The organism is Thainema salinarum CENA647, assembly GCF_057732415.1.
In genome coordinates this window covers 1,619,276-1,644,744 of sequence record NZ_JBYJZJ010000022.1, presented here as the reverse complement: position 1 = coordinate 1,644,744, position 25,469 = coordinate 1,619,276, and the positions used below count along the sequence as shown (strand labels likewise).

General features: G+C 50.9%; 18 protein-coding genes. 10 read left to right on the top strand and 8 right to left on the bottom strand.

Annotation, left to right across the window (positions count from 1 at the left end; genetic code table 11):
• Positions 1 to 19: 19 nt before the first annotated feature.
• The 6 genes from AC286M_RS14025 to AC286M_RS14000 form a co-directional block, all read right to left on the bottom strand.
• A complete protein-coding gene (locus AC286M_RS14025; RefSeq protein WP_488204979.1) occupies positions 20 to 511 on the bottom strand; it encodes a Tic20 family protein in 492 nt (163 codons plus the stop codon).
• Between the two features lie 88 nt (positions 512 to 599).
• Positions 600 to 1,079 (bottom strand): Tic20 family protein, encoded by a 480-nt coding sequence (locus AC286M_RS14020; RefSeq protein WP_488204978.1) that lies wholly within the window; start codon positions 1,077 to 1,079, stop codon positions 600 to 602.
• 315 nt (positions 1,080 to 1,394) lie between these two features.
• Positions 1,395 to 3,668, bottom strand: coding sequence for a PBP1A family penicillin-binding protein (locus AC286M_RS14015; RefSeq protein WP_488204977.1), 2,274 nt, complete (start codon positions 3,666 to 3,668; stop codon positions 1,395 to 1,397).
• A gap of 372 nt (positions 3,669 to 4,040) precedes the next feature.
• On the bottom strand, positions 4,041 to 4,925 hold the full coding sequence (locus AC286M_RS14010) for an alpha/beta fold hydrolase (protein ID WP_488204976.1): 885 nt from the start codon (positions 4,923 to 4,925) through the stop codon (positions 4,041 to 4,043).
• Positions 4,926 to 5,096: 171 nt separating this feature from the next.
• A complete protein-coding gene (locus AC286M_RS14005; RefSeq protein ID WP_488204975.1) occupies positions 5,097 to 5,975 on the bottom strand; it encodes an Rpn family recombination-promoting nuclease/putative transposase in 879 nt (292 codons plus the stop codon).
• A 116-nt stretch (positions 5,976 to 6,091) separates the two neighbouring features.
• The gene (locus AC286M_RS14000) at positions 6,092 to 6,310 is read right to left on the bottom strand and encodes a hypothetical protein (RefSeq protein WP_488204974.1); all 219 of its coding nucleotides are present in this window, start codon (positions 6,308 to 6,310) and stop codon (positions 6,092 to 6,094) included.
• A 310-nt stretch (positions 6,311 to 6,620) separates the two neighbouring features.
• Here AC286M_RS14000 and AC286M_RS13995 point away from each other — a divergent pair, with 310 nt between their 5' ends.
• Positions 6,621 to 7,769, top strand: a complete 1,149-nt coding sequence (locus AC286M_RS13995) for a transposase (RefSeq protein ID WP_488203420.1) — start codon at positions 6,621 to 6,623, stop codon at positions 7,767 to 7,769.
• On the opposite strand, the gene AC286M_RS13990 is transcribed toward AC286M_RS13995, so the two are convergent.
• On the bottom strand, positions 7,710 to 9,068 hold the full coding sequence (locus tag AC286M_RS13990; protein ID WP_488204973.1) for an SMI1/KNR4 family protein: 1,359 nt from the start codon (positions 9,066 to 9,068) through the stop codon (positions 7,710 to 7,712). The two genes, AC286M_RS13995 and AC286M_RS13990, sit on opposite strands and share 60 nt — an antisense overlap.
• A 313-nt stretch (positions 9,069 to 9,381) precedes the next feature.
• Complete coding sequence (locus AC286M_RS13985) at positions 9,382 to 11,208, bottom strand: cytochrome c biogenesis ResB family protein (protein ID WP_488204972.1); 1,827 nt, start codon at positions 11,206 to 11,208, stop codon at positions 9,382 to 9,384.
• 1,094 nt (positions 11,209 to 12,302) lie between these two features.
• Here AC286M_RS13985 and AC286M_RS13980 point away from each other — a divergent pair.
• The 9 genes from AC286M_RS13980 to AC286M_RS13940 all read left to right on the top strand — a co-directional run bounded on the left by AC286M_RS13980 (position 12,303) and on the right by AC286M_RS13940 (position 25,381).
• Positions 12,303 to 13,856: a ferredoxin--nitrite reductase gene (locus tag AC286M_RS13980; RefSeq protein WP_488204971.1), complete on the top strand. Its 1,554-nt coding sequence runs from the start codon at positions 12,303 to 12,305 to the stop codon at positions 13,854 to 13,856.
• A 101-nt stretch (positions 13,857 to 13,957) separates the two neighbouring features.
• Positions 13,958 to 15,502: an MFS transporter gene (locus AC286M_RS13975; RefSeq protein WP_488204970.1), complete on the top strand. Its 1,545-nt coding sequence runs from the start codon at positions 13,958 to 13,960 to the stop codon at positions 15,500 to 15,502.
• Positions 15,503 to 15,700: 198 nt separating this feature from the next.
• Positions 15,701 to 17,938: a molybdopterin oxidoreductase family protein gene (locus tag AC286M_RS13970; RefSeq protein ID WP_488204969.1), complete on the top strand. Its 2,238-nt coding sequence runs from the start codon at positions 15,701 to 15,703 to the stop codon at positions 17,936 to 17,938.
• 150 nt (positions 17,939 to 18,088) lie between these two features.
• A complete protein-coding gene (locus AC286M_RS13965; protein WP_488204968.1) occupies positions 18,089 to 18,556 on the top strand; it encodes a phosphate-starvation-inducible PsiE family protein in 468 nt (155 codons plus the stop codon).
• A gap of 11 nt (positions 18,557 to 18,567) precedes the next feature.
• Positions 18,568 to 19,023, top strand: a complete 456-nt coding sequence (locus AC286M_RS13960) for a nitrate reductase associated protein (RefSeq protein ID WP_488204967.1) — start codon at positions 18,568 to 18,570, stop codon at positions 19,021 to 19,023.
• A 351-nt stretch (positions 19,024 to 19,374) separates the two neighbouring features.
• Entirely contained in the window at positions 19,375 to 21,696 is a 2,322-nt protein-coding gene (locus AC286M_RS13955) for a tetratricopeptide repeat protein (RefSeq protein WP_488204966.1), read from the top strand.
• 546 nt (positions 21,697 to 22,242) lie between these two features.
• Positions 22,243 to 23,082: a tetratricopeptide repeat protein gene (locus tag AC286M_RS13950; protein ID WP_488204965.1), complete on the top strand. Its 840-nt coding sequence runs from the start codon at positions 22,243 to 22,245 to the stop codon at positions 23,080 to 23,082.
• Positions 23,083 to 23,269: 187 nt separating this feature from the next.
• A complete protein-coding gene (locus AC286M_RS13945) occupies positions 23,270 to 24,784 on the top strand; it encodes a hypothetical protein (protein ID WP_488204964.1) in 1,515 nt (504 codons plus the stop codon).
• Positions 24,785 to 25,135: 351 nt separating this feature from the next.
• Positions 25,136 to 25,381, top strand: a complete 246-nt coding sequence (locus tag AC286M_RS13940; protein WP_488204963.1) for a helix-turn-helix domain-containing protein — start codon at positions 25,136 to 25,138, stop codon at positions 25,379 to 25,381.
• Positions 25,382 to 25,469: the final 88 nt, after the last annotated feature.

The window sequence follows — 25,469 nt, the reverse complement described above, 5'->3', positions numbered from 1 at the left end:
GTGACGATACGACAATGCGTCAATGGCGCGTCTGCACATAGGCTGCTTCCGAAACAACAGGAATTTCGGCGTATAAGCCCCGAATGGTTTGCACGATCGAATAAATAACTGCGATCGCAGCTCCCAGGAAAAGGGTATTGAACACGACTTCCGTAATCAGGGCAGGGATAGCTCTAGCTGGCAACAGCGACCACAGTAAACCGACGATCGAGAGAGCAATACCGATTAGGAGGGCCTGCATCGTGTTGAAACGGATAAAGTGAAGAATGCGATTGTTTCGCACCACGAGTAAAAAAAGCGCAAAGAAAATGACTAATCCGCCAAACGGAATTGCTTGGCTAATCGCCCCATAAATGCTGAAAAATGGCAGCAGAGGAAGCAAAATAAATCGAGCGGCTGGAAACATATTAAAGAAAGGGTCGCTGTATGCAAGTGCCTCCATTAGCGGCAGTAGATATACGAGACAAGACCAAAACCGATCGAGTGCATTATTACGCCCACGCCAAACCATAAGTAATGAGTTCCTCTACGTGTCTCTAAACTACGTATGCCTAAATGAACTATTCCTGAATCAACGCAAGCAAAACCTGCGATCGCAGTTATCGAGGGAGTTGGGCATTGACAGCATCTGAAATCGCTGGAATTTCAGCATACTGGCCCCGAATAGCCTGGACAACCGATGCAATGATACAGGCCGTTAGTCCCAAGAAGACGGTGTTGAATAAGGTTTCCATCAACAAACCTTGACCAACCGCCGGAATCAAAATGCCTAGAATCAGGCGGCAAACAATCAGGATAATGTCCAGCAGAATCGCCTGTAGCACATTGAAGCGAATGAAGTGGCTGACGCTGTCATTGCGGACAACCAGCAAGAATAGAGCAAAGAAAATGGCAATGCCCGCAAATGGAATGGTGTTGTAAAGCACTAGGACAGGAGAAACGGGAATCAGCAGGTTTGCCAAAATCGGAAACTGCTTAAACAGGGGAATACCAAACACAATGCCGTCGGCTAGCGGCAGCAGGTAAGCCATGCAGCTAAAAATGCGATCGGGAACTGGCGTAGACTCATTCCAAGACATCAGGGAGGCTCCTTAAATCGGTTCTAAATCGGTTCTAAATCGGTTCTCTAAATGCGAAATCCGGTTAAAACCCGATAATTTATTTTTTGTGAAAGCTTGGCCAGGCCAAGCTTTCACAAAAAATAAATTGGGTTCTCATACACAGACTTGACATTAATTGCCCAGGAGTTACAGCACATTAAATGCAACCCTACGTTACAGAATAACGCAGCTGATCCCTGGATTTCTTTGCAGGTCTTTCAGAATTCGGCTGAGGTAGTGGAAGTAAACAACCGAGAAAATCCGGCAAGATCCTCTAGTATCATTATCTTCAGTCTACTGAACCACACGATTCATGTAATCGCCCCAAACGGTTGCGGCCTGGGCGCTACTGCCATCTGTCGGCGCATTGTCATCATTGCCCAGCCACACGCCCGTCACCAGATCACGACCGGGCACAAAGCCAACAAACCAGAGATCGCGGTTGTCGTTGGTGGTTCCGGTTTTGCCGCCTTCACCTAATCCCAAAGCGGCACTGCGTCCGGTGCCATACTGCACAACGCCCTGCATCAGACCGATCAGCGTATCGGCCACTTCTGCTGACAGCACGGGTACATCGGCCTCACTGTCTAGCTCCTGGTCATAAATAACGCGGCAGGTGGTGTAATCTTCCGCATTTTCACAGTCGGAACCGTCGAGAATGCGGCTGATCGTGTGGGGACGATTGCGCAGACCTTCATTTGCGATCGCACCAAACGCACCCGTCAATTCCAGTAACGTCACCTCGCTCTGACCCAAAATCAGCCCTGGAACCGCCTGCAAATCCGACTCAATGCCCAGTCGCCGCGCTGTTTGAATCACGCTGTTCAGGCCAGTCTCCTGAGCAATGCGGAGAGCGACAACGTTTTCAGACTGAGCTAACCCAGCATACATATCAATGCTGCCGCCGCCCGTCCGACAGCCCTCAAACTGCTGCCCTTGCCACACCAGAGGTGAACAGGAAAACATTGCTCCCGGCGAAATGCCCTGCTCTAGGGCTGCTCCATAGGCAAAAATCTTGAAAGTTGATCCAGGCTGTCGCAGCGCTTGAGTCGCGCGATTAAACTGGCTCTGGTTATAGTCTGTGCCGCCCGTCATGGCTAGGACGCTGCCATCCGTGAAATCCAGCGTCACCACGGCTCCTTCGCTAAACCCGTAGCTGCGACCATCGGTTTGCACGGCTTCTTCCAGTGCTGCTTCGGCCTGGGCCTGCATGTTAAGGTCTAGTTCGGTTTCGACAATGAAATTGCCTTCCTGGGCTACTTGCGTCCCCAGCAAATCTTCGATTTCAGCGAAGACTTGATCATAGAAATAGGGTGCGATCGTACTTTCCAAGTCTTCCCGTGCCCTGGGCGAAATCTCAATCCGCGATCGCCGTGCCCGCTGTGCCTCTTCTTGGCTGATCATGCCGAGTTTCAACATGTTATTGATCACCCGATTGCGTAGATCAATCGCGGTCTGATAGTCACGCACCGGATTAAACGCATTCGGCGCAGGCAAAATTCCTGCCAGCGTCGCCGCCTCTGAAATCGTTAAGTCTCTGGCGGACTTACCAAAGTAAAACTGGGCAGCATCCTCAAACCCGTAGTTGCCGCTGCCCAGGTAGACCCTATTGAGGTAGGTCAGCATCAGCGAGTCTTTGCTGTAAAACGTTTCCATTTTCAGCGCCACGATCGCCTCCCGCAGTTTACGCCCCGCCGTATCCTGGGTGCCAACGTAATCCCGGAAAATATTGCGGGCTAGCTGCTGGGTGACAGTACTCCCCCCCTCGCGAATCTCACCATCCCGAATATTGGTGACCAACGCGCGGACGATACCGATCGGATCAACGCCCTGATGCCAGTAGAAACGTGCATCTTCCGACGCAATCACGGCTTGGGGCAAATAGGGAGAATAGTCTGACAGTCGGGGAAATTCAACGTGAACTTGGGTGTTGGGTTCCCGCAGCGGCGTTTCACCATCCCGCGCGTAGACAATTACTGGGCCTTGCACCGAGTTGGGAATGGGGCGAGTGGAAAATTTCGTCCATTCCACGCCGATCAGCAGCACGGCTAGTCCGGTCAGACCTGAAATTCCGTATAAACCATAGCGCAGAGTTTTGAGGTACCACGGCGGCGGGTCGAGGTACTGAACCCGCACCGATTCGGCCAGTTCCGGTGGGCCAAGGGTAAAGCTAGTTTGATGACGCAGCGGCACCTCGGCCACGCGCTGTTTGCCGCGATAAATGCCGTTGGTCGAGTTTTCATCATGCAGCACATAGCGATGCCGCCCCTGTCCCTCGCGTCTTACCGAGAGATGAACCTGGCTGACAATCGGGTTACGCACCACAATGTCACAGGAGCGCGAACTGCGACCGAGAACGTAGTAATCTCCCAGGAGCGGATATTCTTCGCTTTTCTGGTTGCGGTCATCCTGAATCAGCAGCTTAGCCACCTGAGAATCCGGTCTCAGCGCCAGCTTGGAGAAATCAACCTTGGCCTGAACCGTCTGAAATGCCTGAGTGAGCGCACCCAAGACCGTTGATTTGGGCGGTGTCTGCTTGGGGGGTTGGGGAGGTTGGGGAGAGGACATACAACGAGCCTTCAAACCGACAAACGGTGGGCAGTAACGATCAATATCAAGTTTGGTTGAAAACCCATTTTGGTTGAAAACTCATTATTTTATTTATTGTGAAACGTTTGCGGAGCAAACGTTTCACAATAAATAAATCGGGTTCTTACACACAGACTTGATATAGGCTGACAGAATAATCAACATAGACAGATGCTATTCCGGCATTGTACCCAATCATTTTGGAATGTGACTGCTGGGAATGTGGCTGAGATCGCAGTTTTAAGCGTGCCAAGTGTTGTGAATTTTGGATTTTGGATTTTGGATTTTGAGGACTGAGTAGCTTGGCAATTCGCCTCACTCCTCTCGCCTCACTCCTCACTTCTCACCTCTTCAACGCTGCGCCAACCACTCCAAAATATAGGCATTCACCGTCTCTGGATTCTCGTCGTGGGGACAATGTCCGGCGTTGGGGATGGGGTGGAACTGAATGTGATCGCACTTTTCACTGAGGTCTTGATAAATCCCGGCTCCTTTAATCGGTGTCCAGGGATCTTTGTCGCCCCAGAGGACGAGTAGCGGCTGTTCGATCTTGGGCAGCAGCTCGGCTGGCTTCGGCCCCGGCGGAGCGGCTAAGACGGAGGCAAATACTTTTTGGGCACCCGGATCGCAGGAAGGCTGATAGAGAATATCAACGAGTTCGTCAGTGATAGCAGATTGATCGTAGTAAACCTGCTTGAGGGTGTTGCGAATGCGGCGGGGTTTACGGACTTGATCAAACATAAAGGGGCCAATTAAGTCGGAGTTGACCACTTTAGCGAAGGTGCCCATGATCAAGCCGAGGATGGGGTTCAGCTCTTCGGGACGATGATTCAAACCGCCAGCGGAGTTGAGCAACACACCGCCCGATGCAATGTGAGGATAATCGGCCAGCATCATCAGGCTGAGCAGCCCGCCAACGGAGTTGCCGATCATGACGGCTGGCTGCTGGATATGCGCGTGCCAAAAGTCATGCAGCAAGTCCTGCCACAGTTCGATGCAGTAGTCCAAATTGGGCTTGTCTGATGCGCCAAAGCCGAGCAGGTCAACGGCAAAAACTCGATAGCCAGCTTCAGCCAGAACGGGAATATTTTTGCGCCAGTGGCCGATGGATGCGCCAAAGCCGTGAATTAAAACCAGTGGTTCGCCAGTGCCCTGGACGGTGTAGCAAATCTGATGCCCGCGCCATGTCCAGGACAGCTTTTCGAGCGGGTTCACTACGATCGCGTGAGAAGTCATATATAAAAACGTAAGCTGGATTTTCTTAAACTTCCTTCATAATATCGAGGATTGCTTAGCCCTGCGGCAATGGGTCAGTGGCTAGAGAAGTGCGATCGCACTTTATGACCTGGACTCAATAACCGTCATGAAATGTGACTAATGCGATCGCACCTTAGCCAGCTTGCTGAGCTAATCAGAGTTGGGTTGACTTGGGTCATCCCGCTGAACGAACCAAGCCTCTAACTCCGAAACATCAGCAAAATCAAACAGGTCTTCTCCCAGCACCTCTAGGGACTCTAGCGAGAGTTGATTCACTTGGTTTTGCAGTGCCTCCGGCAGGTCACCGAGCTTGCGCGTGAGCTGTCGGAGAATCAGTGTTCTGGCTTCTGCTTGGCGACCTTCTTCGCGACCTTCCTCGCGAGCCTCCTGATACACACGGGTCTCTTTCAAATCGGTGATGCCTAACATAGCAGCTATCTCCTCTCGCGTTCGCCGGGGAAACGTATAGACAACAATCGTCTCTATCAATTCTACGAGCTTTCCTTGATCCGCAGTCGCCAGAGGAGACTGTTGCACTCGCTCAATGAGTCCTCGCGCGGCTTCAGGTACCGTTGTCTCAGGTTCGACCAATAGTCGGAGAATGCCTAAACCGGGTGTTAGATCTGAAATCGCACCCAGTTGATCTAGGTAAATGACTTGCACATGGGACGAGTTCAGCAATGCGCCAAAGGTGTCTGACTCATTCACTTCGATAGTGGAATTGGGATACAGCACGACGGCTTGCCACTGACGTACGTTGGGATTCTGTTTTAGGTATAGAAAGACTTCAGCAAACAGTCGGCGGTACAGAAGTGCATCTCGCTGAAACTGAGCTTCTAGAAAATAGACGGGTGCATCTGGGGTGGACTCAGGCGGCAGGAAGACGCCATCGACTCGAAAGGCGCTTTGTTTGAGTTCGATGGAGGCAAATTGGTATCCGACGGCCTCGGCTGTGCTCTGACCCATCAGCTCAAACAAGAGACTGGGCATGGATTGAAAGAGAGCATAAAACAGGGTGTCGGTTTTCATCGACTGGCGCTAAGGGCAGGGCGTTTGCCATCTTATCGCATCAGTGCGATCGCAGATCTTGTAGTGCGTTACAGCAATGTTTAACGCACTCTATGCGAGATGTGCAACTGCTAAGGCTATTTGTTATTGATTTCAAAGTATTTCGCGTTGATGTATTTCTCTAGTAGCTTTTCGAGCACTGCTATGGGATCTGCATCGAAAGCTTTTCCTTTGGCTCTAGCCTCCCTTATGACGTCGGCCATAGCCATGATTAGCAAGTCTCTGTCTCCAGATTCTCGTAAAGCGTCTATCTTTTCTGCTAGAGAGGGTTCAGAAGGGTTATACGGATTTACCACCTTAATTACTCCTAATTACTTGAAGTGCGATCGCAGATCTTGTAGTGCGTTACAGCAATGTTTAACGCCCCTACGCGAAAGGTGAGATCGCTGTAGATGGTTGGGCTGAAATAAATGTAGTTATCTTATGCTTCATTATAATCAACAGTCCGGACAGTTTTTGGGAGAGTGCGAAGAAAGCTATCCACCGTGTAGAGTGCGAATGTACCTAACATGTCGCACCAATGGATAGCCTCAATCGGATTCTAACCGGTTTGCTGGAGACAGCAGGCCATTTGGTAAACCCCAACAACAGTTTTTGTTGACCTTGATGACCACAATTTTCGTGGTCTGTGGCAAGGTGAACTACGCCAACCTCAGTCGTTACAGTGACTTAAGCGAGCGAAGTTACCGTCGACACTTCGAACGGGGCATTGGCTTCGAAGGACTCAATCAAGCACTGATAGAACCATTAAGACGAGACGAGGCGGTTCAGGTCGCAGTGGTCGATTGCACCTTTATGGAAAAAAGTGGACGGCACACCTACGGTCTAGACCAGTTCTACAACGGTAAAACCCAGCGTCCAGAACGGGGCTTAGAACTGTCAGTGGTGGCGATTGTCGATCTGGAGCAGAATACAGGGTACACGCTGTCTGCCCAGCAAACCGAGGCAGACTTACCTCATTTGAGAGCGTCTTCGAAACAGGGAAAGGGCGCGAAGGGCAACCGGATTGACTTCTATCTGGGGCATCTGGCCTACTGCCTGACGTTCTTCCCCACTTGGATTCGCTACATTGTCGCCGACGGGTTTTACAGCAAGTACAAGTGGGTCACTGGCGTGGTGCAACTCGGGTTTCATGCGATTGGCAAACTGCGCTGTGATGCCAACCTCAAGTTCCTCTATGAGGGGCCATACCAAGGGCGAGGTGCTCCTCGACGCTTTGACGGCAAGGTCAACCTGCAAGACCACCGACGATTTCAGTTGGTCAAACGCTTGGACGATGGAGTTTATCTTTATACCGCCATCGTTTGGTCGGTCAGCCTCAAGCGCAACATCCGGTTGGCCTATCTGCTCAAAGAGCATCGGGGTCGCCGCAGTTATGTCGTGCTGTTTTCTACCGACCTCAACATTGACCCGTTCCTCCTTTACCGGTGCTACACGGCCCGATTTCAGATTGAATTTATTTTCCGTGATGCTCGTCAGTTTACCGGGTTAGTGGACTGTCAAGCTCGCTCTGCCGAAGCGATAGACACCCATGTCAATGCCAGTTTGATGGCACTGAACCTGGCTAAAGTCGCGTTGCAAAACAACCAGAAAGACGATGATTCGCTGAGCTTCTCGCTCGCCTCTTTCAAACGACTGGCCCTCAACCAACATCTTTTAGACCGATTTATTGACCAGTTTGACTTGGAGCCGACTTTAATTAAATCCCATCCTAATTACCAAAAGCTGCTTGATTACGGGGCGATAGTCTCCTAAATCTGTCCGGAGTGTTGTATAATGTTGATAAACTTCCCGTGCTCTAAATTCATCTATTTCAAAGTCTCCGTATTCACTAATATAATATATTCCTGTCTCATAGCATTCTGCAGTTACTTGCATCATTCTTGTAAGGTTATGATATGAAATTGTAGGCTCTCCAAATTCCGCATAGTGATGTAAAACAGGAGCACAATCTAACCGCTCTTCACTTCCTCTAATATAGAGATGCTCTTCGCTATCTCGTGTAAAGATAGGCAACGAGTCAAGTAATTCAGCTTTCCAAAAATCAGAAGACTCCTTTAAATCTGCGTATTGATCCAAAGCATATTCCAAAGAATTGAAGGCATAACCAGGCAAAAAACTTATGACTTCTTCATCTCCATAGGGCACACCATTTCGCCACTGATATAGTTCATAAAATTCACGAGATAAAAGTAGAGGAAATTCATATTCTTCTAACATCTCTCGAATTTCAATTTCGCTTAAGCCGGGTTGTAAAGATGAAGCAAATGATGGCTTATTTTGGTGCAACCAGTTTAAAATTCGTTCCAACGAATCTGTCAAGAGAATACTTGGCGCAGGATAAACATCGGGACTGAGATTTACCAGATTTTGGTGCAGTTCTGATGCGATCGCGTTGATGGTTTCTGTGTTGCGATCGCTCAGGTTATAAACTTGCTTGAGCTGATCAAACTGGGCTTGCAGTGCCGCCGTTTGCTCTGGTGAGTAGTACTCGGTGGCCTCGGCCAAGCTGACCCATTTGCCCTTGATGTCACTGGGATGGGGCACCAGCGGCAAGTTCCCTGTGCCGACTGTCCGCAGCATCAAATCTAAACGCTCTTCAATCGTTTGCGCCTCGCGCTCATCGCGGGTTGGGTCTTCGTCCTCAAGCTGCTTGCGACGGGCGGTTAAGATGACCTCACCCAGTCCCGAATAGGCCAGTTCCTTAAAGCTGAAATACTTGCGCTCTACGTCTAAGCCTAGCGATTCCTTTAACGGGCGGTAGCTGAACAGCACAAACGGTTCATCGTTCCAATCGCGGTTGTTGAACCACATGGAAAGGTACGCTTGCTGATAGTCCAGCTTTTCCCCACTACTCAAGGTGTAGTGGGTGGAACCGTGAATCTTGGCGACGGTTTCACGAGCGACGGTATCCAGCGGCTTTTTGCGGCCATCGAGCTGAACGGCTAGCGTTTGCAGTGATTCTGTCTGCGAGGGCTGAAACTGGCTGAGCGGCAGCACAATCAGCAAAATGCCCAGGCAAAGACCAATGAAGTATTTCAGCGCTTTCATCATGATTTATGGCGTTCCGTCTTGATGGCGTGTATGGTGTGGAATTTGCGTCTGTAGGGGCAAATGGCCATTTGCCCTGACCCAACGTATCGGATGTATTTGTCACGCGATGTGCACACAAATCGACACTCTTGTAGGGGCGAATGGCCGTATTTGTTTAGCGTGACACTCTGCATAGATCCCCCTAAATCCCCCTTAAAAAGGGGGAACTTTGAGTCAGAGTTGGAATAGCTCCTTTTTTAAGGGGGCGGCGATAGCGGGGGATCGTATGGCTACGCTAAACAAGTACGAATGGCCATTCGTCCCTACGTATCGGTTAATTGCGACCCGCTAATACGGGGGATTCGTCCGGTTGTGTAATGTCTGGTGTTTCATGCGGAATCTGTTTGGCGGAAGGTTTAGAAGTTGCGATCGCACCCTCAACACCCTCACCTTTAACCGCTTCCTTACGAGATTTACGCGACTTCATCAGCCCTGGCCCATAGAACATCACCGCAATCCCGCCAATCACCAAGGCCGAACCGCTCCAGGTCAGCACCGTCACCCAAAGCGGTTCCCGCTTCACCTGGAGGGTGGATTGTTCTAAGTCACCGGGATTCCAAGACGCTTGAGCAATCTTCCAGCCCTGATACCACGTGGGATGATTCATCCAGACATTGCGGTGCTCAACGCGACCGTTGTGCGGATCATCGATGCGAATTTGGCTCGTCCACATGGCGACGGATTCGCTGCCCTCGTTGCGTTCAACAATGAAATCTTTCAGCTTGACCGCAAACGGCAGTTCCAACATGCGGGGACTGAAGGCCGCATAATAGTCTTGAGCCTGATCAGGAGTTGCGATCGCAGTGGGTTCGCCCCAGGGTAGCCACTGCTGTTGGCCGTTGGGTGCTTCGACCAGCAGCGCCGGACTGCCTGCCGCAAATTCAGGCGGAACGGGCACAATTTGGCGATTGACCTGCGCGTGGTCTAAATAGTCCGCTAGCGAAATCTGAAAATCGGCCCAGCCCGGTGTGACGGATTGGCCGACCGTGAGCTGACCGGATTGGAAGCCTTTGGAGGAACGCGCGGCATAGTACAGCGTGTCATCCGGTGCGACAATCACCCGGAAGTAATCGGCTGGATCTTGCGGTTCAACGGTGTAATCAATCTGCACGTCGAGGGATTCGCCGGAAACCAGCGTCCGAATTGGCTCGAAATCAGGTTTGGCAAACACATACCAGTGCTCTAGAGTCTCACCCTGGCTGATCTCAAGCTGAACTGCCGGATTCTGCAACTGTTGAGATGCGGTTGCAGGCTGGTTCTGACCATTGAGGCGGAAATCGGGCCAGAAACCCAATAGCTTAATCTGCAAATTGCCGATGCTAAGGGATTTCTGTAGCGCTTGCTGTACGTCAATTGTTTGCGTCGTTTGAGCCGTAGTTGGACTGTTCACGCTCAAAACGCCAAACTGCCCCGTGGCCGATTCCTGGGGAGCCGTGAGTAACTGCTGAAGTGCCACCTCATCCTCAGCTCGCACCATCTCCAACTGGGCTGGGCCAATCTCCATTTGTCGATAGCCACTGGGCGCTAAGGCCAGCCAACGCTCTAGGGTTTGGCCCATGCGATCGCTGTTCAACCTCAACCGCACTGCTGGATTTTCCACCTCGCCATCATTGGTAAAGCTGACCGATTTGATTGTGTTTTCCTGATAGTTCAGCAGCTTGAAGCCCGCAAACTGATCGGGTGACACCGAATTGTCCGGCTTGATGTAAATGGTTGCTTGCTGGGTCGGTTGCCCTGGTGATGCGACTTCCAGCAGTTCACCTTCCACCCGCACTCGATTGTTCGCTAGGCTGTCGGTGCGCACCAGCAGCATCCCTTCTACGCTCAGGTGAATCACCGCTGCCGATCCCGCAATCAGCACAATCAATCCCATGTGGGTCAGGGCAAAGCCGACCTTGCGGGCACCGCGCCAGGGATAGCGGCTCAGCGCCGAAATACCTAGGTTCACGGCCAGCAGAAACATCAGTCCGCCAAACCACGGGCTTTTGTAGATCTGCTGCTGCACCGTGGCTGAGCCGACTTGGGTTTCATAAAATGTCGCCCAAACTAGGATACTTGCGATCGCAACTAGCAGCGGCACGGCTAATCGGATTGAACCCATGAAACGAAGAAGCGAGGCAACCATAAGCAAAAATCGCGTGGTGCAAATAAAACTCTCTTCTTTAGGTTGAATACGGTTTCTGTTTTCTTCTGTGACTAAAGTTGCAAAATTGCGGGCTGAAATGCAAAAAGAGAATGCTAGTCATTCAGCTTTTGCATCTTGTCTATACATTTGGGCTAATTTAATTATTTTGTGGAGTTACAAAATTTGCCATCGACTTTAAAATCTTCTGCTTCTTTGAATTAAGTCAGCTTGAACAGTTGAATTAAGAAAACTAATCCGATGTCATGATTTCAGATGTTGGGCTGAGCCTAAATCAATCAACTGTTGCTCTCCAGATCTCTAGGTATATTTCAGCTGAATCTCAAACGTCAACCTCAAAAGTCCATAATTTGTTGTTTTAGTGGATTATTGCTGTTTATTGGACAAAAGTGCTGAATTTGCCCTTGATGTGGTTCAAACTGTCTCAGAACGCTAGATGAAGCGATAAGTTTGCGATCGCATCTGCTGCCTAAGCAGCATCGGAAATCGCTAAAAAGCCCACAATCAGGCTATTTGAGCCTGCTTTGTATCGCCAAATTTGCTCGCATAATGCGGTTTGTGCATAAGCCCTATGCGGAAAAAGCGACAGAAAACGAAAACGGTAGTGGAAGTTACAAAAAGCAACTTTCTTTTTGAATAACTTGATTCCAGACATCATTACTACAGAACTTCAGGAGATCAATTTATTCAAATTTTTATCCTGCGTTTGTAGATTTCAACAGCTAAGTGTTGAGGCTGGTGACTAAAAATAGAATCATTCCTTTGGAAGAATTTAAATAAAGCCAGCCCAACTTTTTGCGTAGTTGTTTTTTGAGATGTGGAAGCTTGTTGAGCAGCATTTGAGTAATCGTTTGACGTTGCAATGGCTTGAGTTCTTGAATTTCTCAATCAAAGTGCTGGGGCAGTTGCAATGTGGAATTTAGACGTTCAAATTGAACATTGATGAGAAAATTGATTGCTTAAAATAGCTCCAAAATTAACCGTACTAGGTTTTTGAAATCTAGGTTTTGTATTTGAAGCAAAGCCCAACAGTAGGGATAGAGGTTAGTATCGTGACCAACGTAGGCACAAAACCGACAACCGGGCTTAATAAATTCGAGAAGTTTAAGGCTGAGAAGGATGGACTGGCTGTTAAGCAAGAGCTTGACCATTTCGCTCAGATTGGCTGGGAAGCGATTGATACCGACGATCGCGATCATCGGCTGAAATGGCTGGGCGTTTTCTTCCGTCCGGTGACTCCTGGCAAATTCATGCTGCGTCTGCGGATGCCCAGTGGCATCATCAACAGCGCTCAAATGCGGGTGCTGGCGGAAATTGTTCAGCGCTACGGTGATGACGGTAATGCCGATATCACCACGCGGCAGAATCTCCAACTGCGCGGCATTCGGATTGAGGATGTGCCGGATATTTTCCGCCGCTTTGAGCAGGTTGGCCTGACGAGCATTCAGTCTGGCATGGACAATGTTCGCAACATCACAGGTTCGCCTGTGGCGGGCATTGATGCTGATGAGCTGATGGATACCCGTGATCTGGTCAAGCAAGTGCAGGACATGATCACCAACGGCGGTGAAGGCAACCCAGCGTTTACCAATCTGCCGCGTAAGTTCAATATTGCGATCGCAGGTTGTCGGGATAATTCGGTTCACGCTGAAATCAACGACATCGCCTATGTTCCGGCCTTCAAGGATGGCACCTTTGGCTTCAACGTTTTAGTGGGGGGCTTCTTCTCCGCTAAGCGGTGTGAAGCGGCGGTGCCACTCAATGCCTGGGTAACACCGGATCAGGTGGTTGACCTCAGCCGCGCCATTCTGGAAGTTTACCGCGACAACGGTTTGCGCTCGAATCGGCAAAAAGCGCGGCTGATGTGGCTGATTGACGAATGGGGCATGGATAAATTCCGGGCCGAGGTTGAGCAGCAGTTAGGTCAACCCCTCCAGCCGGAAGCTGAAAAAGACGAAATCGCTTGGGAAAAGCGAGATCACGTCGGCGTTTATCCGCAAAAGCAGGATGGCTTGAACTACGTGGGGCTGCATGTCCCCATCGGTCGGCTCTATGCCAAGGACATGTTCGAGCTGGCGCGGATTGCAGAAGTCTATGGCGATGGCGAGATTCGGCTCACGGTTGAGCAAAATCTGATTATTCCCAACGTGCCAGATTCTCGACTAGAGGACTTGCTCAAAGAGCCACTGCTCAAGGTTTTCACCATCGATCCACCTGCACTGGAGCGGGCTTTGGTGTCCTGTACAGGGAATCAGTTCTGCAACTTTGCCCTGATTGAAACCAAGAATCGGGCGCTGGCGCTGGTGCATGAGCTGGATCTGGAGCTAGATGTACCCAAGTCTGTCCGCATTCACTGGACAGGTTGCCCTAACTCTTGCGGTCAGCCTCAAGTTGCTGACATTGGCCTCATGGGAACCAAGACTCGTAAGGACGGCAAGACCGTGGAAGCAGTGGATATTTACATGGGCGGCAAAGTGGGCAAGGATGCTCAACTTGGTTCCTGTGTGATGAAAGGGATTCCCTGCGAGGACTTGAAGCCTCTGCTCCGAGATTTACTGATCGAAAAGTTTGATGCTCATCCTAAGCAGGAAATGGTGGAAGCCTAACTTCTCCAATAGGACAGCACAATCGCACGGGGTAAGTTTTCGAGCAGGATTTGCCCCTAGTACTCACTGTTTTGCTCGCTGATGATTTAGGAAGGTGTGACATGCTCACGGAGCTAGTAACGAGAGCGACGCACGGTCGCTACCGCGTCTTACATTTAACTTGGTTTGCTTTTTTCTTATCGTTCGTTGTTTGGTTTAACTTTGCGCCATTGGCAACTGCGGTTGCTGAAGATATGGGCCTCGAAGTTACCCAAATTCGGACTCTAGCTATCTGTAACGTAGCTTTGACAGTCCCAGCCCGGATCATCATTGGGATGCTGCTGGACAAGTTTGGCCCTCGAATTACTTATTCAGTCCTGCTGGTTTATGCGGCGATTCCCTGTTTCATCTTCGCAGCGGCTCAGGACTTCACAGGCTTGGTGATTGGCCGTCTGCTGTTGGGTATCGTCGGCGCAGGCTTTGTAATCGGCATCCGTATGGTTGCAGAGTGGTTCCCACCCAAGGAAATTGGAACTGCGGAAGGCATCTATGGCGGCTGGGGTAACTTCGGTTCAGCGGCTGCGGCATTCACCCTCCCGACCATTGCGGCTTGGCTGGCGTTCGGCGCTCCGGCGGCTGGTGGTGAAGCTCTGCTCAACTGGCGAGCTGCGATCGCAGGTACAGGTATCATCGCTGCTCTCTACGGTGTATTCTACTTCTTCAGCGTTAGTGACACCCCCGAAGGCCGCACCTATCAGCGCCCCAGTCGTCACGGCGGCATGGAAGTCACCTCCAAGCGCGACTTCTGGTTCCTGTTAGCCATGAATGTACCTTTAATCGGCGTGTTGGCTCTCCTGGCTTGGCGCTTAACCAAAGTTGGACTCTATGGTCAAGGAACGCTGTACGTCATCTGGGCTGGTTTAGCGGCTCTTTACGCATTCCAGGCATACAAGGCATGGAGCGTAAACAGTGACCTGATGACGGGTCGCAAAGTTTATCCAGCAGAAGATCGCTATCAGTTCAAGCAGGTTGCTATTCTCGAACTCACCTACGTCGTCAACTTTGGTTCTGAGCTAGCCGTTGTTTCGATGCTGCCCGCTTTCTTTGAGTTGACCTTTGGCTTGAGCAAAGCGGCTGCCGGGATGATTGCGGCTAGCTACGCGTTCATGAACCTGATGTCTCGTCCGGGTGGTGGCTTAATCTCTGATAAGCTAGGTAGCCGCAAATGGACAATGGCGGTTCTCACTCTAGGTATGGGTATCGGCTACCTGATGATGGGTAGCGTGGGTTCCGGCTGGTGGCTGCCCGCTGCGGTACTGCTGACGATGGCCTGCTCCTTCTTCGTCCAGGCGGGTGAAGGCTCCACCTTTGCCATCGTGCCGCTGATTAAGCGCCGCGTCACGGGCCAGATTGCGGGTAACGTCGGTGCATACGGTAACGTGGGCGCGGTTTGCTACCTGACGCTCTACAGCTTCCTGCCTGAAGGTGCGGTTGGTAACGCTATCTTCTTCCAGACACTAGGGATTGCCTCGCTGATCGTTGGTTTCCTCTGTGCATTCGTCCTGAACGAGCCGAAAGGTTCCTTCGCAGAATTCCACGAGGGCGAGGAAGAGTATCATCCTGAGAGCGTACCTGCCTTTGCAGATGGCGAGTCTCGCGTCATTTAGTGAGCGTTTACGAACCGTTCTATCAACGTTTTACTTGATGCCTCGTGCAATTCGTTCGCGTTGAACTCCATCGGACTGGGGCTTGGCATAGTCTAGGCTCCAGTCTCTTAGTCTCATAAGTAGCTGCATTTAGTTAGCCAACTTACTTATATCAGATATTAGATATCAGAAAGCTGCATCGGTTATTGCGGAGGAACTATGACAGCACCCACCCCGACCAAAACTCTCTGTCCATACTGTGGCGTTGGTTGTGGTTTGGAAGTTTTGCCCCCAGCACTACCGGGGAAAGCCGTCAATCGCGATAAACAAGGTAATCCAACCTGGCAGGTGCGGGGCGATCGCAACCATCCATCGAGCAAGGGACTCGTTTGCGTCAAGGGTGCCACCATTGCCGAATCTATCGATAAAGATCGGCTCAAGTACCCAATGCTGCGCTATTCGCTGGATGAGCCATTTCAGCGCGTGTCCTGGGCAGAAGCCTATGATCACATCGCCACTCGGCTGCGTCAGGTGCTCGATACTCAGGGTGCAGATGCCATCTGTATGTATGGTTCTGGCCAGTTTCAAACCGAGGACTATTACACCGCACAGAAGCTACTGAAAGGCTGTCTCGGTACCAATAATTTTGACGCCAATTCGCGACTCTGCATGTCATCTGCTGTGGCTGGATATATCCAGAGCTTCGGTACCGATGGCCCGCCCTGTACCTATGACGATTTGGAAGAGACGGACTGTGCCTTTCTGATTGGCACCAATACGGCTGAGTGCCACCCAATTGTGTTTAATCGGCTGCGGCGGCACCACAAGAAAAACCGCAGCGTCAAAATGATTGTGGTTGATCCGCGCCGTACCGAAACCGCCGAGGCCGCCGACCTACATCTGGCGATTAAACCCGGTACGGATATTCAATTACTTAACGGTATCGCCCACCTGCTGATGCGATGGGGAACGCTGGATACAATCTTTATTGATGAATGTACGAAGGGTTTCTCAGACTACGCTGAGATTATCCGTCATTATCCGCCGGAACTGGTGGTGCAACAGTGCGGCATTTCCATGAGTGATTTAGAAAAAGCGGCTCGCTACTGGGCTGAGTCGGAGCGGGTGCTGTCGCTCTGGTCAATGGGCATTAACCAATCGAGCGAGGGTACTGCCAAGGTTCGGACGCTGATTAATCTGCACCTGATGACCTCCAATATTGGCAAGCCAGGGGCGGGGCCATTCTCGCTGACGGGGCAACCGAACGCAATGGGCGGACGGGAAGCGGGCGGATTGTCGCACATTCTGCCGGGGTACCGGGTGGTAAAAAATCCGGAACATCGCCGCCAGGTGGAGCAGCTTTGGGGTTTACCGGAAGGCCGCATTCCGGCCACTCCTGGTCTCACTGCCTGGGACATGATTACGGGGCTGGAGGACGGCACCGTTGGCGCACTTTGGATTGCGGCCACCAATCCCGCCGTCAGTATGCCCGACATCAAGCGGACACAGGCTGCCCTGCGCCAGTCGCCGTTCACGATCTATCAGGATGCCTACTATCCCACCGAAACCGCTGACTATGCCCATGTGCTCTTACCAGCGGCGCAGTGGGGCGAGAAAACGGGCGTGATGACCAATTCAGAACGAATGGTGACGCTCTGTCCGGCGTTTCGCGATCCGGTTGGTGATGCCAAGGCAGATTGGGAAATTTTTGCTGAAATCGGTCGGCGTCTTGGCTTCGAAAAAGAGTTTTGGTTCACCTCCAGTGCCGAAGTCTATGCTGAGTTTGTGCAACTAACCCGCGATCGCATTTGTGATATGACCGGACTCAGCCACGAACGACTACGGCGCGAAGGCCCGATTCAGTGGCCCTGTCCCGATAGTTCAACCCAAGACGAAACGCCAGCAGCGCGAGGTGCGAAGCGGCTCTACACGAACTTACAGTTTCTGACGCCCGATGGTCGAGCTAAATTTGGTGCCTATCACGCCAAAGGTTTAGCGGAACCGCCCGATCCGGATTATCCCTTTGTGCTCACCGTGGGACGGCTCTACGGCCACTGGCACACCCAGAGCCGCACCGGACGGATCGAGAAGATCACCAAAATGCACCCGAAGCCGTTTATTGAGATTCATCCCAAGGATGCCGATAGGCTTCATGTAGACGATCAGGATTGGGTCGAAGTGCGATCGCGGCGCGGATTTGGCCGCTTTGAGGTGAAAGTTACCAAAGCGATTACGCCTGGAACGGTATTTGTGCCGATGCACTGGGGCGCACTGTGGGCCGATTATGCCGAAGCGAATGCCATGACCCATTCTGCTGCCTGTCCCGATTCCCTGCAGCCAGAGCTGAAAGCTTGCGCGGTGCAGCTTGTGCCGCTAAGTACCCATCGAGACGATTACCAAGAGAAAGAGGAGGAAGCGGCAATTTCGCGTTCCAATCTGGTGACCCCGCTCAGGTGACTGATGGAGTGGAGGTCTCAATAGCCAGAGACTTCCATTGATGCTGTGGCTAATGATTAGGTTAATCGTTTCGTATATTAAGAGTCGGCAAATTCCATGTAAAGTTGGATAGTTGCAGCCTTTGCCGTACTATTCCGCTTTGAATCCACCATGAAATGGCGACTTCCCTATCGATATTTCCGTCGAGCAACCCGCAATCAGACGTTTTTAAGCCTGGTGCAAACTGTAGAGGTAATTGTCTCCAAGATCCTCTCGATTGCGATGGTATTGGTGTTGATCGGGGCGGTAATCAACTTAATAGTTTTTCTGGGGAAAGAGCTGTTAGTTGTACCCTATGGACAATTTTCGGTTGATCTGATCACTATTTTTGGGCTGTTTCTCAATATCCTGATTGCGCTGGAAATTCTCGAAAATGTCACGGCCTATCTGCGTGATCATTCCATTCATGTGGAGTTAGTAGTGGCAACTTCACTGATTGCCGTGGCGCGAAAAATTATTGTGCTGGACTTTGACAATACGCCTGGAACCAAAATCATTGGCCTTGCGGTCGCGATTTTTGCTCTATCAATCAGCTACTGGATCATTCGAGCCACAAGTCCGCGACGTTCGATGAAGTAAGACTGAAACCGATGGCTGAATTTTTTAAGTTTGAATCTGATTTTGTTGAATCTCTCCGCTGCATTCCGATGCAGGTGCGCTACAAGCTCGATACCTGTGGTGTGAAGCTGAAGCTGGAACACTGGCACCAGTTCAGTCAGGCTGAACGAGAAATGCTGGTGAATTTGCCCTGTGAAACACCGGGGGAAGTGAAGGATTATTGCGATCGCACCCAATCGTTAGTGGAACAGTACAACGGCAGTCCGGCCAAAACACTGGATATTGATCCGAATCCAGACTGGCTAGATGCCACCACCGTTCCCCCGCAAACTCAGGCGAAAGCTGAAGAGTTTGATGCCCAGATTGACCTATCACAGTGGCAGTCGCTCACACCGCTGCAGCGATTTGCGCTGATTAAACTCAGTCGCCCTAGCCACGAAAACAAAAACTTTCTACCCGCGCTCAAAGAGTTCAATTTGCTGATCTGATCCCATAGCGCTTCTTGCGCTAATAAGCAGGGTGGTTTCATTTTGCAAAATAAATTCTAAAGTCGCCATTTCACGGATCTGGTAGGGGCGAATGGCCATTCGCCCCTACGCAACGTTTATCGTTCTAAATTATTCTCTGTCTAAACGAAACCACCCTGCGTTTTGCGCTAATAAAGGTGGGACTATTTCCTGGATTCTCATACGCAGACTTGAGATGCTTAGCAAGTTTTATTGCGCTTTGTTGCTGAGTTTTCTCCGTGTTTTTCGGTAAATTAAGTCGCTTATCCTGATGTGCGGTGGCGGGATGGAAAGAGGGAAAAGAGCCATCATATCTACCCCTCACCCACTCCCATGCTGATCCTCCGCAAGCGCCACTGGCTAGACTGGACTGAATACATCTTGCTCCTGCTGACAGGAATAGGAACCACCCTTGCCGTTGTGTTGCATAACGTGGTGTTTGCGATCGCACCCCTAGCGCTGCTGGCTGGGTGCAACATCGCCAATCGCCAGCGCTTTCAGCAGCAGGCACTATTTCAGACCAGAGGCCGTTTGGCCAACACCGAAGCTAACCTGCTCCAGCGACTGATACAAGTTGAAACTCAGGTGGAAGATTCGCCCTCTTCAGAAGCCTTTCATCAGTTTCAGCAGGCCATCATCCACCGCAATCAGCATATCCTGGAGGATGCCATGCATCGGGTTGACGATTTGCAGCAGCAGGTGAATCGCTGTTTATGGGAACTGGAGCATTTTGACCTCAGCCATATTCACAAAGAAACCGAGCATCTGCAAGACCGCTACAGCCAGCTGGAATGGAGCATTAAACAAGTTCACTCACGACTGCACCAAATTCCAGCCCCGTCACGGCTAGAGCATTTAGAAGCGGTTCTGACCCAGCTGCAAATGGAAGCGGTGCAAATCCGGGTTGGGCTAGAAAGCGTCAGTCACGAAGCTCGCAACACAATTCATCCCCTCCAAGATCAAATTGATGATCTGGGGCTGAAACTTCAGCGGCTCATTCGCACCAATGACTTAACCATGGTGCAGCAGGAAGTGACTGAAATTATCAAGTCTCTGACCGAGCTGGTGCCAAAGCGAGACTTCATGACCCTTAACCATCAGCTCGAAAATCTACAACTGCAACAGCATGATTTGCAGCAGGCAATGGTCATGCTAAATGAAAAGCTGCGTATGGTTGATGTGGTGGGGGCTCCATCCATCCAGTTTGATCGTCTACAGGCCGAAATTGTGCAGTTCCAAACCCAACTAGATGGGCTGATGCAGCAAGCGCAGTTGGGGACAGAGCAAGCCATTGTCCAGACGATCATGCAGCAAATCGCTCATCATTTGCCGACGGCACTCGATATGGCTGCTCTTCAGCAGCAGGTGCAGGTTCTCTCGTCACGGGTAGACGATACGGAAACAGAATTGCTCAATACGAAACAGCAATTCGCGCAGACCCACCGTCATCAACTACTGTTTGATTTTGCCAGCGTGATCAACCGGGGGAAAGCGGATCAGTCAGCGCAGTCGTCTAGCGATGCAAGCCATGAGATGCTGCAATCGATTTTGGCCCAGGCTCAGAATCAGGTTTTGCTGGTTTGGCCGTGGTCAGACCAAGACGGACTGGATGCTGGGGTGATTCACCAACTAGAGCAGCTGCTCGAACGACGGGTGCGGGTTGAAATTGGCTGGTGCCATCGTGGCGATCGCAGAGAGGGCCGCTGGCTAGCTCCCATCCAGCAGCAGTGGCATACTTATCCGCGCCATCGTCAGCATCTCCAATCGATGCTCAATCAGCTCCTGCCCTTGAAGCAGCGCTATGCCGATCGATTCCGTTTCAAAGTGTTGGGCACTGATGAGAATTTTTTGGTCTGCGATCGCACTTTTGCAGTCCTCGGTTTGCACAGCATTTTGACCCAATCTGCCGTCATTCCCAATGTCGGCTTGAAGCTGCAAACCACCGATCCAACCGTTGTGCGACGGCTTATCCAGCGATTCCATCATTCTCGAATTGATGATCAGGATGCTGCCGCTTTTTTTAATCGCGGCGTTACCCACTACGACTTAGGCGATCAGTCCCGAGCCATTGCCGATTTCACTCAGGTAATCCACCTTTATCCACGGGATGCCGTGGCCTACAACAATCGAGGACTAGCCTATTACGACTCGGGCCATCTCGCTGCAGCCTTAGCCGACCTCAGCCAAGCCATTCAGTGTCAGCCTTATCAAATCGTGCCCTACTGTAACCAAGGCAAGATCCAAATGGAGCAGGGCAACTGGGCTGCCGCATTGACGAGCTTTGAGGCCGCCATCGAAATCAATCCCAATTCGCCGATCGCGTGGTTCTACCGGGGCCGAATTTATCAGCAGCAGGGCCATTTCTCAGCCGCGATCGCAGATATTAGCCACGCCATTGAGCAGGCTCCCGACAAGGCTTTTTTATATTGCTACCGCAGCGCCATTTATCACCAGCTGGAGCGGCTTGGGGATGCGATCGCGGATTTGGAACAGGCCGTTGCATGCCTAGTAGCCCAGCAGGATGAAGTTAATGCCGCCCGCATCCAGCGCACCCTGAATCACCTGAAACAGAGTCGTTCACTGCGCCCGCTATCATCGGTGATGTCACACGCTAAACCTCACATCAAATCACGGTCAAGAGTGATCAATTCGTAGATTCAGCAACACCTTGATTTGTAGCCACAGTTACAGCAATTAACGTGAGGTCTCTACGTAAAATTAAGCAGATTGAATGTTTGCTTGAGTAGCAAACGAGCTATTGCCTGAAAGATATACGGTGTGGGACACTTAAATAATAAATAAATAAAAGCTTTCGGGTTAAAGCTTTAGCTAAAAGTACTGATATCAAATAGCAGAAATACCTAAAGCATCCTCTTCTAGGGAGGAAAAATCCGTAACTTTGCTAGATTTACAGCGTATTTTTTCGTTAGTAAGTCAACGTTCTTTGTTAATTAGATTTAAATAGCGTCGTTGGGGCTAATTGAGACAGTGTATGGCAGCAGAATCCAGTTGGTAAATGGGCTTTGAGTCGTGTATTTAACCGCATTTCCAGCTCGATTTGGGTTCAACTGGATAAAATTTAGTCCATGTATTGAGCTTTACCCTTGCTTATCTTTTTCTACAGCGATACTTTATAAGCATTGATAAAAACTGGGAACACTGGACTCAGAAAGGGCGTTACATTACTATTTGGGATCTCCTGTGTTTGATTCTTCGACCTCAACCCAATCAGACCAAACGGCCACAGACTCTCAAGCCTGGTGCAGTCATGGTAATGCGCTGTACGAACTGGGACGCTACGAAGGAGCGATCTCCCGCTTTGACAAGGTTTTAGAGGTTGAACCCGCTAACTACGAGGTTTGGAACAATCGAGGATATGCCCTCTACGAGATGGAATCCTACGACGCTGCGATCGCAAGTTTTGATCGCTGCCTAGAAATTTCGCCCACCTATGCTCTGGCCTGGCACGGTAAAGGAATTTCCCTGGCCAAGTTGGGTCAGTACAAAATTGCCATTGAATGCTTTGATCAGGCGCTCAAATATCGTCCGGATGACCCAAAGGCTTGGTACAACCGGGGCAACGCGCTGATTCGGATTTATCAGTATCGGGAAGCAGCGGAAAGTTTTGACAAAACAGTGGCGCTCAAGCCCCAAAATTACCGGGCCTGGTATAACCGAGGCATCGCCCTGGCAGCCCTGCGCCGCTATCGGGAAGCGCTGCACAGTCTCGACACAGCAGTGATGATCAAGCAGGACTGCTACTACGCCTGGAACTATCGCGGCGTCGTCTTGAATCGCCTTGGTTCTTATGAAGAAGCGCTGAAAAGCTTCGACTGTTCCCTCAAATACAAGCACCACAATCCCAATGCCTGGTACGGCAAGGCCAGCACCTACGCACTCTGCAATCAAGTTAACCTGGCCATCTGCAACCTCCGACGAGCCATCGACCTCAGCCCTGGCCTCTATCGCATGATGGCTCGCACGGATGCCAGCTTCAACAATCTCCAGCAGCACCCCGAATTCAAATCGCTGATTCAATGAACTTTCCGAAAACTAAGATGCTGTAGTAACTCTTTGGTTGTGGTGCATTGCTACCACTTTTTGAATGTGGTGCATTGCTACGCGAATGCACCCTACAGTAATGCCCTGGGACTTTTACGGATGTTGCTGCAATTTGAGCGGGTAACGCTATACTTTCGGTGCTTCACCACTGCGATTGAAACTGAATATGAGTATTCCTGTCGTTTTAGAAGTTGCTGTTGGCTTAATTTTTATTTACTTGATCTTGAGTTTATTAGCCTCCGAGATTCAAGAAATCATTGGCACCTTGCTCCAGTGGCGGGCTGAGCATCTCAAGCGGTCGGTGGAGCTATTGCTGGCGGGCCAAAACGACAGTCAACTTCAACAGGCGGAAGCATTAGCTAATCAGCTTTACAGCAATCCGCTGATTCGAGGACTGAATCAAGAAGGACGTGGCCCGATTGCCCATCTCTTTCGCCAGATTACGCAGGTAATTGGGGCCATTTATCGCGGGATTTTTCGCGTGCGGAATACGTTTGGCGATCAGAAAAGCGGCCCGTCCTACATTCCGTCTGAAACCTTTGCCAGTACGCTGCTCGGAACGCTGGGGTTTAATCATCTGGGGCGACTGGTGGCCAATGCGCGATTTCAGCAGTTTGTGAATGCCCATCTGCGCGATCCGATTCGGCACATCGTGGCCGATTTGCGAGCGAGTTTGGCAGACGAGTTTTTGCTGGAGGACGAACTGCGATCGCTAGAAGAGAATTTCGACCAGATTATTGCCGATTTGGAAAAAGGTCGGGTTAATCTCAGCGCTACGCTGGAGCGACTGCTGCGGCAAATCGAGCTGTTTATTGCCGATGCTGGTCAGCAACTGCCGGGACAGGAATACTTAACGGAAACCGTGATCAATCGGCTCCAGCGACTGAAGCGGGTGCTGGATGGAACAGACAGCGATCGCATCGCGTTGATCAAGCAGCTTGAGCCAAGCTTGACGGAGCTGATCACCGTGCTCGACCGCAAGAGCAGCTTTTATCGGGAATGCGTGCAGATTTTGCGCCAGGGGCAAGGTGCGCCAGAAACACTGCGGGATTTGCAGGCGGCGCTGGAACAGCTTGATCCGAATCAGCTCCCCGTGCGCTTGCGGGACAGCCTGCTGCGACTGGCGGAACGGGCCGAGATCAAGGCAGATGATTTGGAAAATCGCTTAGAACAGTTTCAGGCAGAAGTGGCTACTTGGTTTGATCGCTCAATGACCAGAGCCAGCGGTGTTTATCGCCGCAATGCGCGGGGTGTGGCTTTTTTGCTGGGCCTGGCGATCGCAGTTACCGTCAATGCCGATACGTTCTATATGGCCAGTCGGCTGGCTCGCGATCCGGCAGTGCGATCGCTGATTTCAGAAGCCAGCCTTGAACTGGTGCAGCAGGCCAATCCAGAAGCGGAACCTGATCCAGCCACGATTCGCCAGCGAGTGAACGAATTGACCAGTGATCTACCGATTCCGCTGGGGCGTAGCCCCGTTGTTTTAGATCAGCAGCGTCAGGATGAGGCACTATGGCCCTTCTGGTTGCCGCGTCGGTTTCTGGGCTGGTTAGTGACGGGCATTGCTCTGTCGATGGGGTCGTCTTTCTGGTTCGATTTGCTCAGTAAAGCCGTGCGGGTACGCAGTACAGGGGCCACACCTGCCCATAACGCCGAAGCATCAAAAAAATCAACAGATTGAGCTTGTTTTCCTGTCGCTGCTCGTTCCAAAGAAGTTGGTTTCAGAACTAACTCGCAGCCCCTTCATGCCAAGTTTTAAAGATAGTGAATTTCAACAAATTTCGCTCTCAAGATGGAGACGAACCATAGGGCACCTGTCTTATTCTAATCGGACTTAATGCCGTGTTGAGTTATCGCTACAACCATGCAGCCCCATACTGAATCTGGCTGTCAAGTATCAACATGATCTGGGTGGAAAGTTCGCTGTGCGTACTTCTGACCTAAGACTGAAGTTGATCTTTACGAGTGGATTTAGTCGTCATCAACTTACAAAGAAAAGGATTAAAAAAAGTTTTTAGCAGGGTCATCGATTATGCCGTTGGAAATTGCTCATTCAATCCGCCAACTTCGGCAACAACTTGGTTTATCCCAGGAAAAGTTCGCTGCTAAACTGGGCGTTTCATTCCGTACTGTCAACCGCTGGGAAAACGGTCACACCGTACCATCCGCTTTGGCATTAAAGCAGATTGAAACATTGCTGCATCAGATGAGCCACTCATCGAAAGCGACCGTACGCCAACAAGGTCAAGCTCTGCTTGCTCAATACTTTCAAAAGTAGTCTCAAGGCCGGGTCTTGGCGGTATTTAAGACGATCCGTTGTGGTTGTGTGGGCGTTTGTCCAGACAACCACAATGTATTACCCGCAG

Bases quoted from the DNA above. Each gene is read 5' to 3' on its own strand.
- AC286M_RS14025 (WP_488204979.1), bottom strand. From the start codon at position 511: ATGGTTTGGCGTGGGCGTAATAATGCACTCGATCGGTTTTGGTCTTGT.
- AC286M_RS14020 (WP_488204978.1), bottom strand. From the start codon at position 1,079: ATGTCTTGGAATGAGTCTACGCCAGTTCCCGATCGCATTTTTAGCTGC.
- AC286M_RS14015 (WP_488204977.1), bottom strand. From the start codon at position 3,668: ATGTCCTCTCCCCAACCTCCCCAACCCCCCAAGCAGACACCGCCCAAA.
- AC286M_RS14010 (WP_488204976.1), bottom strand. From the start codon at position 4,925: ATGACTTCTCACGCGATCGTAGTGAACCCGCTCGAAAAGCTGTCCTGG.
- AC286M_RS14005 (WP_488204975.1), bottom strand. From the start codon at position 5,975: ATGAAAACCGACACCCTGTTTTATGCTCTCTTTCAATCCATGCCCAGT.
- AC286M_RS13995 (WP_488203420.1), top strand. From the start codon at position 6,621: ATGACCACAATTTTCGTGGTCTGTGGCAAGGTGAACTACGCCAACCTC.
- AC286M_RS13990 (WP_488204973.1), bottom strand. From the start codon at position 9,068: ATGATGAAAGCGCTGAAATACTTCATTGGTCTTTGCCTGGGCATTTTG.
- AC286M_RS13985 (WP_488204972.1), bottom strand. From the start codon at position 11,208: ATGGGTTCAATCCGATTAGCCGTGCCGCTGCTAGTTGCGATCGCAAGT.
- AC286M_RS13975 (WP_488204970.1), top strand. From the start codon at position 13,958: ATGCTCACGGAGCTAGTAACGAGAGCGACGCACGGTCGCTACCGCGTC.
- AC286M_RS13970 (WP_488204969.1), top strand. From the start codon at position 15,701: ATGACAGCACCCACCCCGACCAAAACTCTCTGTCCATACTGTGGCGTT.
- AC286M_RS13965 (WP_488204968.1), top strand. From the start codon at position 18,089: ATGAAATGGCGACTTCCCTATCGATATTTCCGTCGAGCAACCCGCAAT.
- AC286M_RS13960 (WP_488204967.1), top strand. From the start codon at position 18,568: ATGGCTGAATTTTTTAAGTTTGAATCTGATTTTGTTGAATCTCTCCGC.
- AC286M_RS13955 (WP_488204966.1), top strand. From the start codon at position 19,375: ATGCTGATCCTCCGCAAGCGCCACTGGCTAGACTGGACTGAATACATC.
- AC286M_RS13945 (WP_488204964.1), top strand. From the start codon at position 23,270: ATGAGTATTCCTGTCGTTTTAGAAGTTGCTGTTGGCTTAATTTTTATT.
- AC286M_RS13940 (WP_488204963.1), top strand. From the start codon at position 25,136: ATGCCGTTGGAAATTGCTCATTCAATCCGCCAACTTCGGCAACAACTT.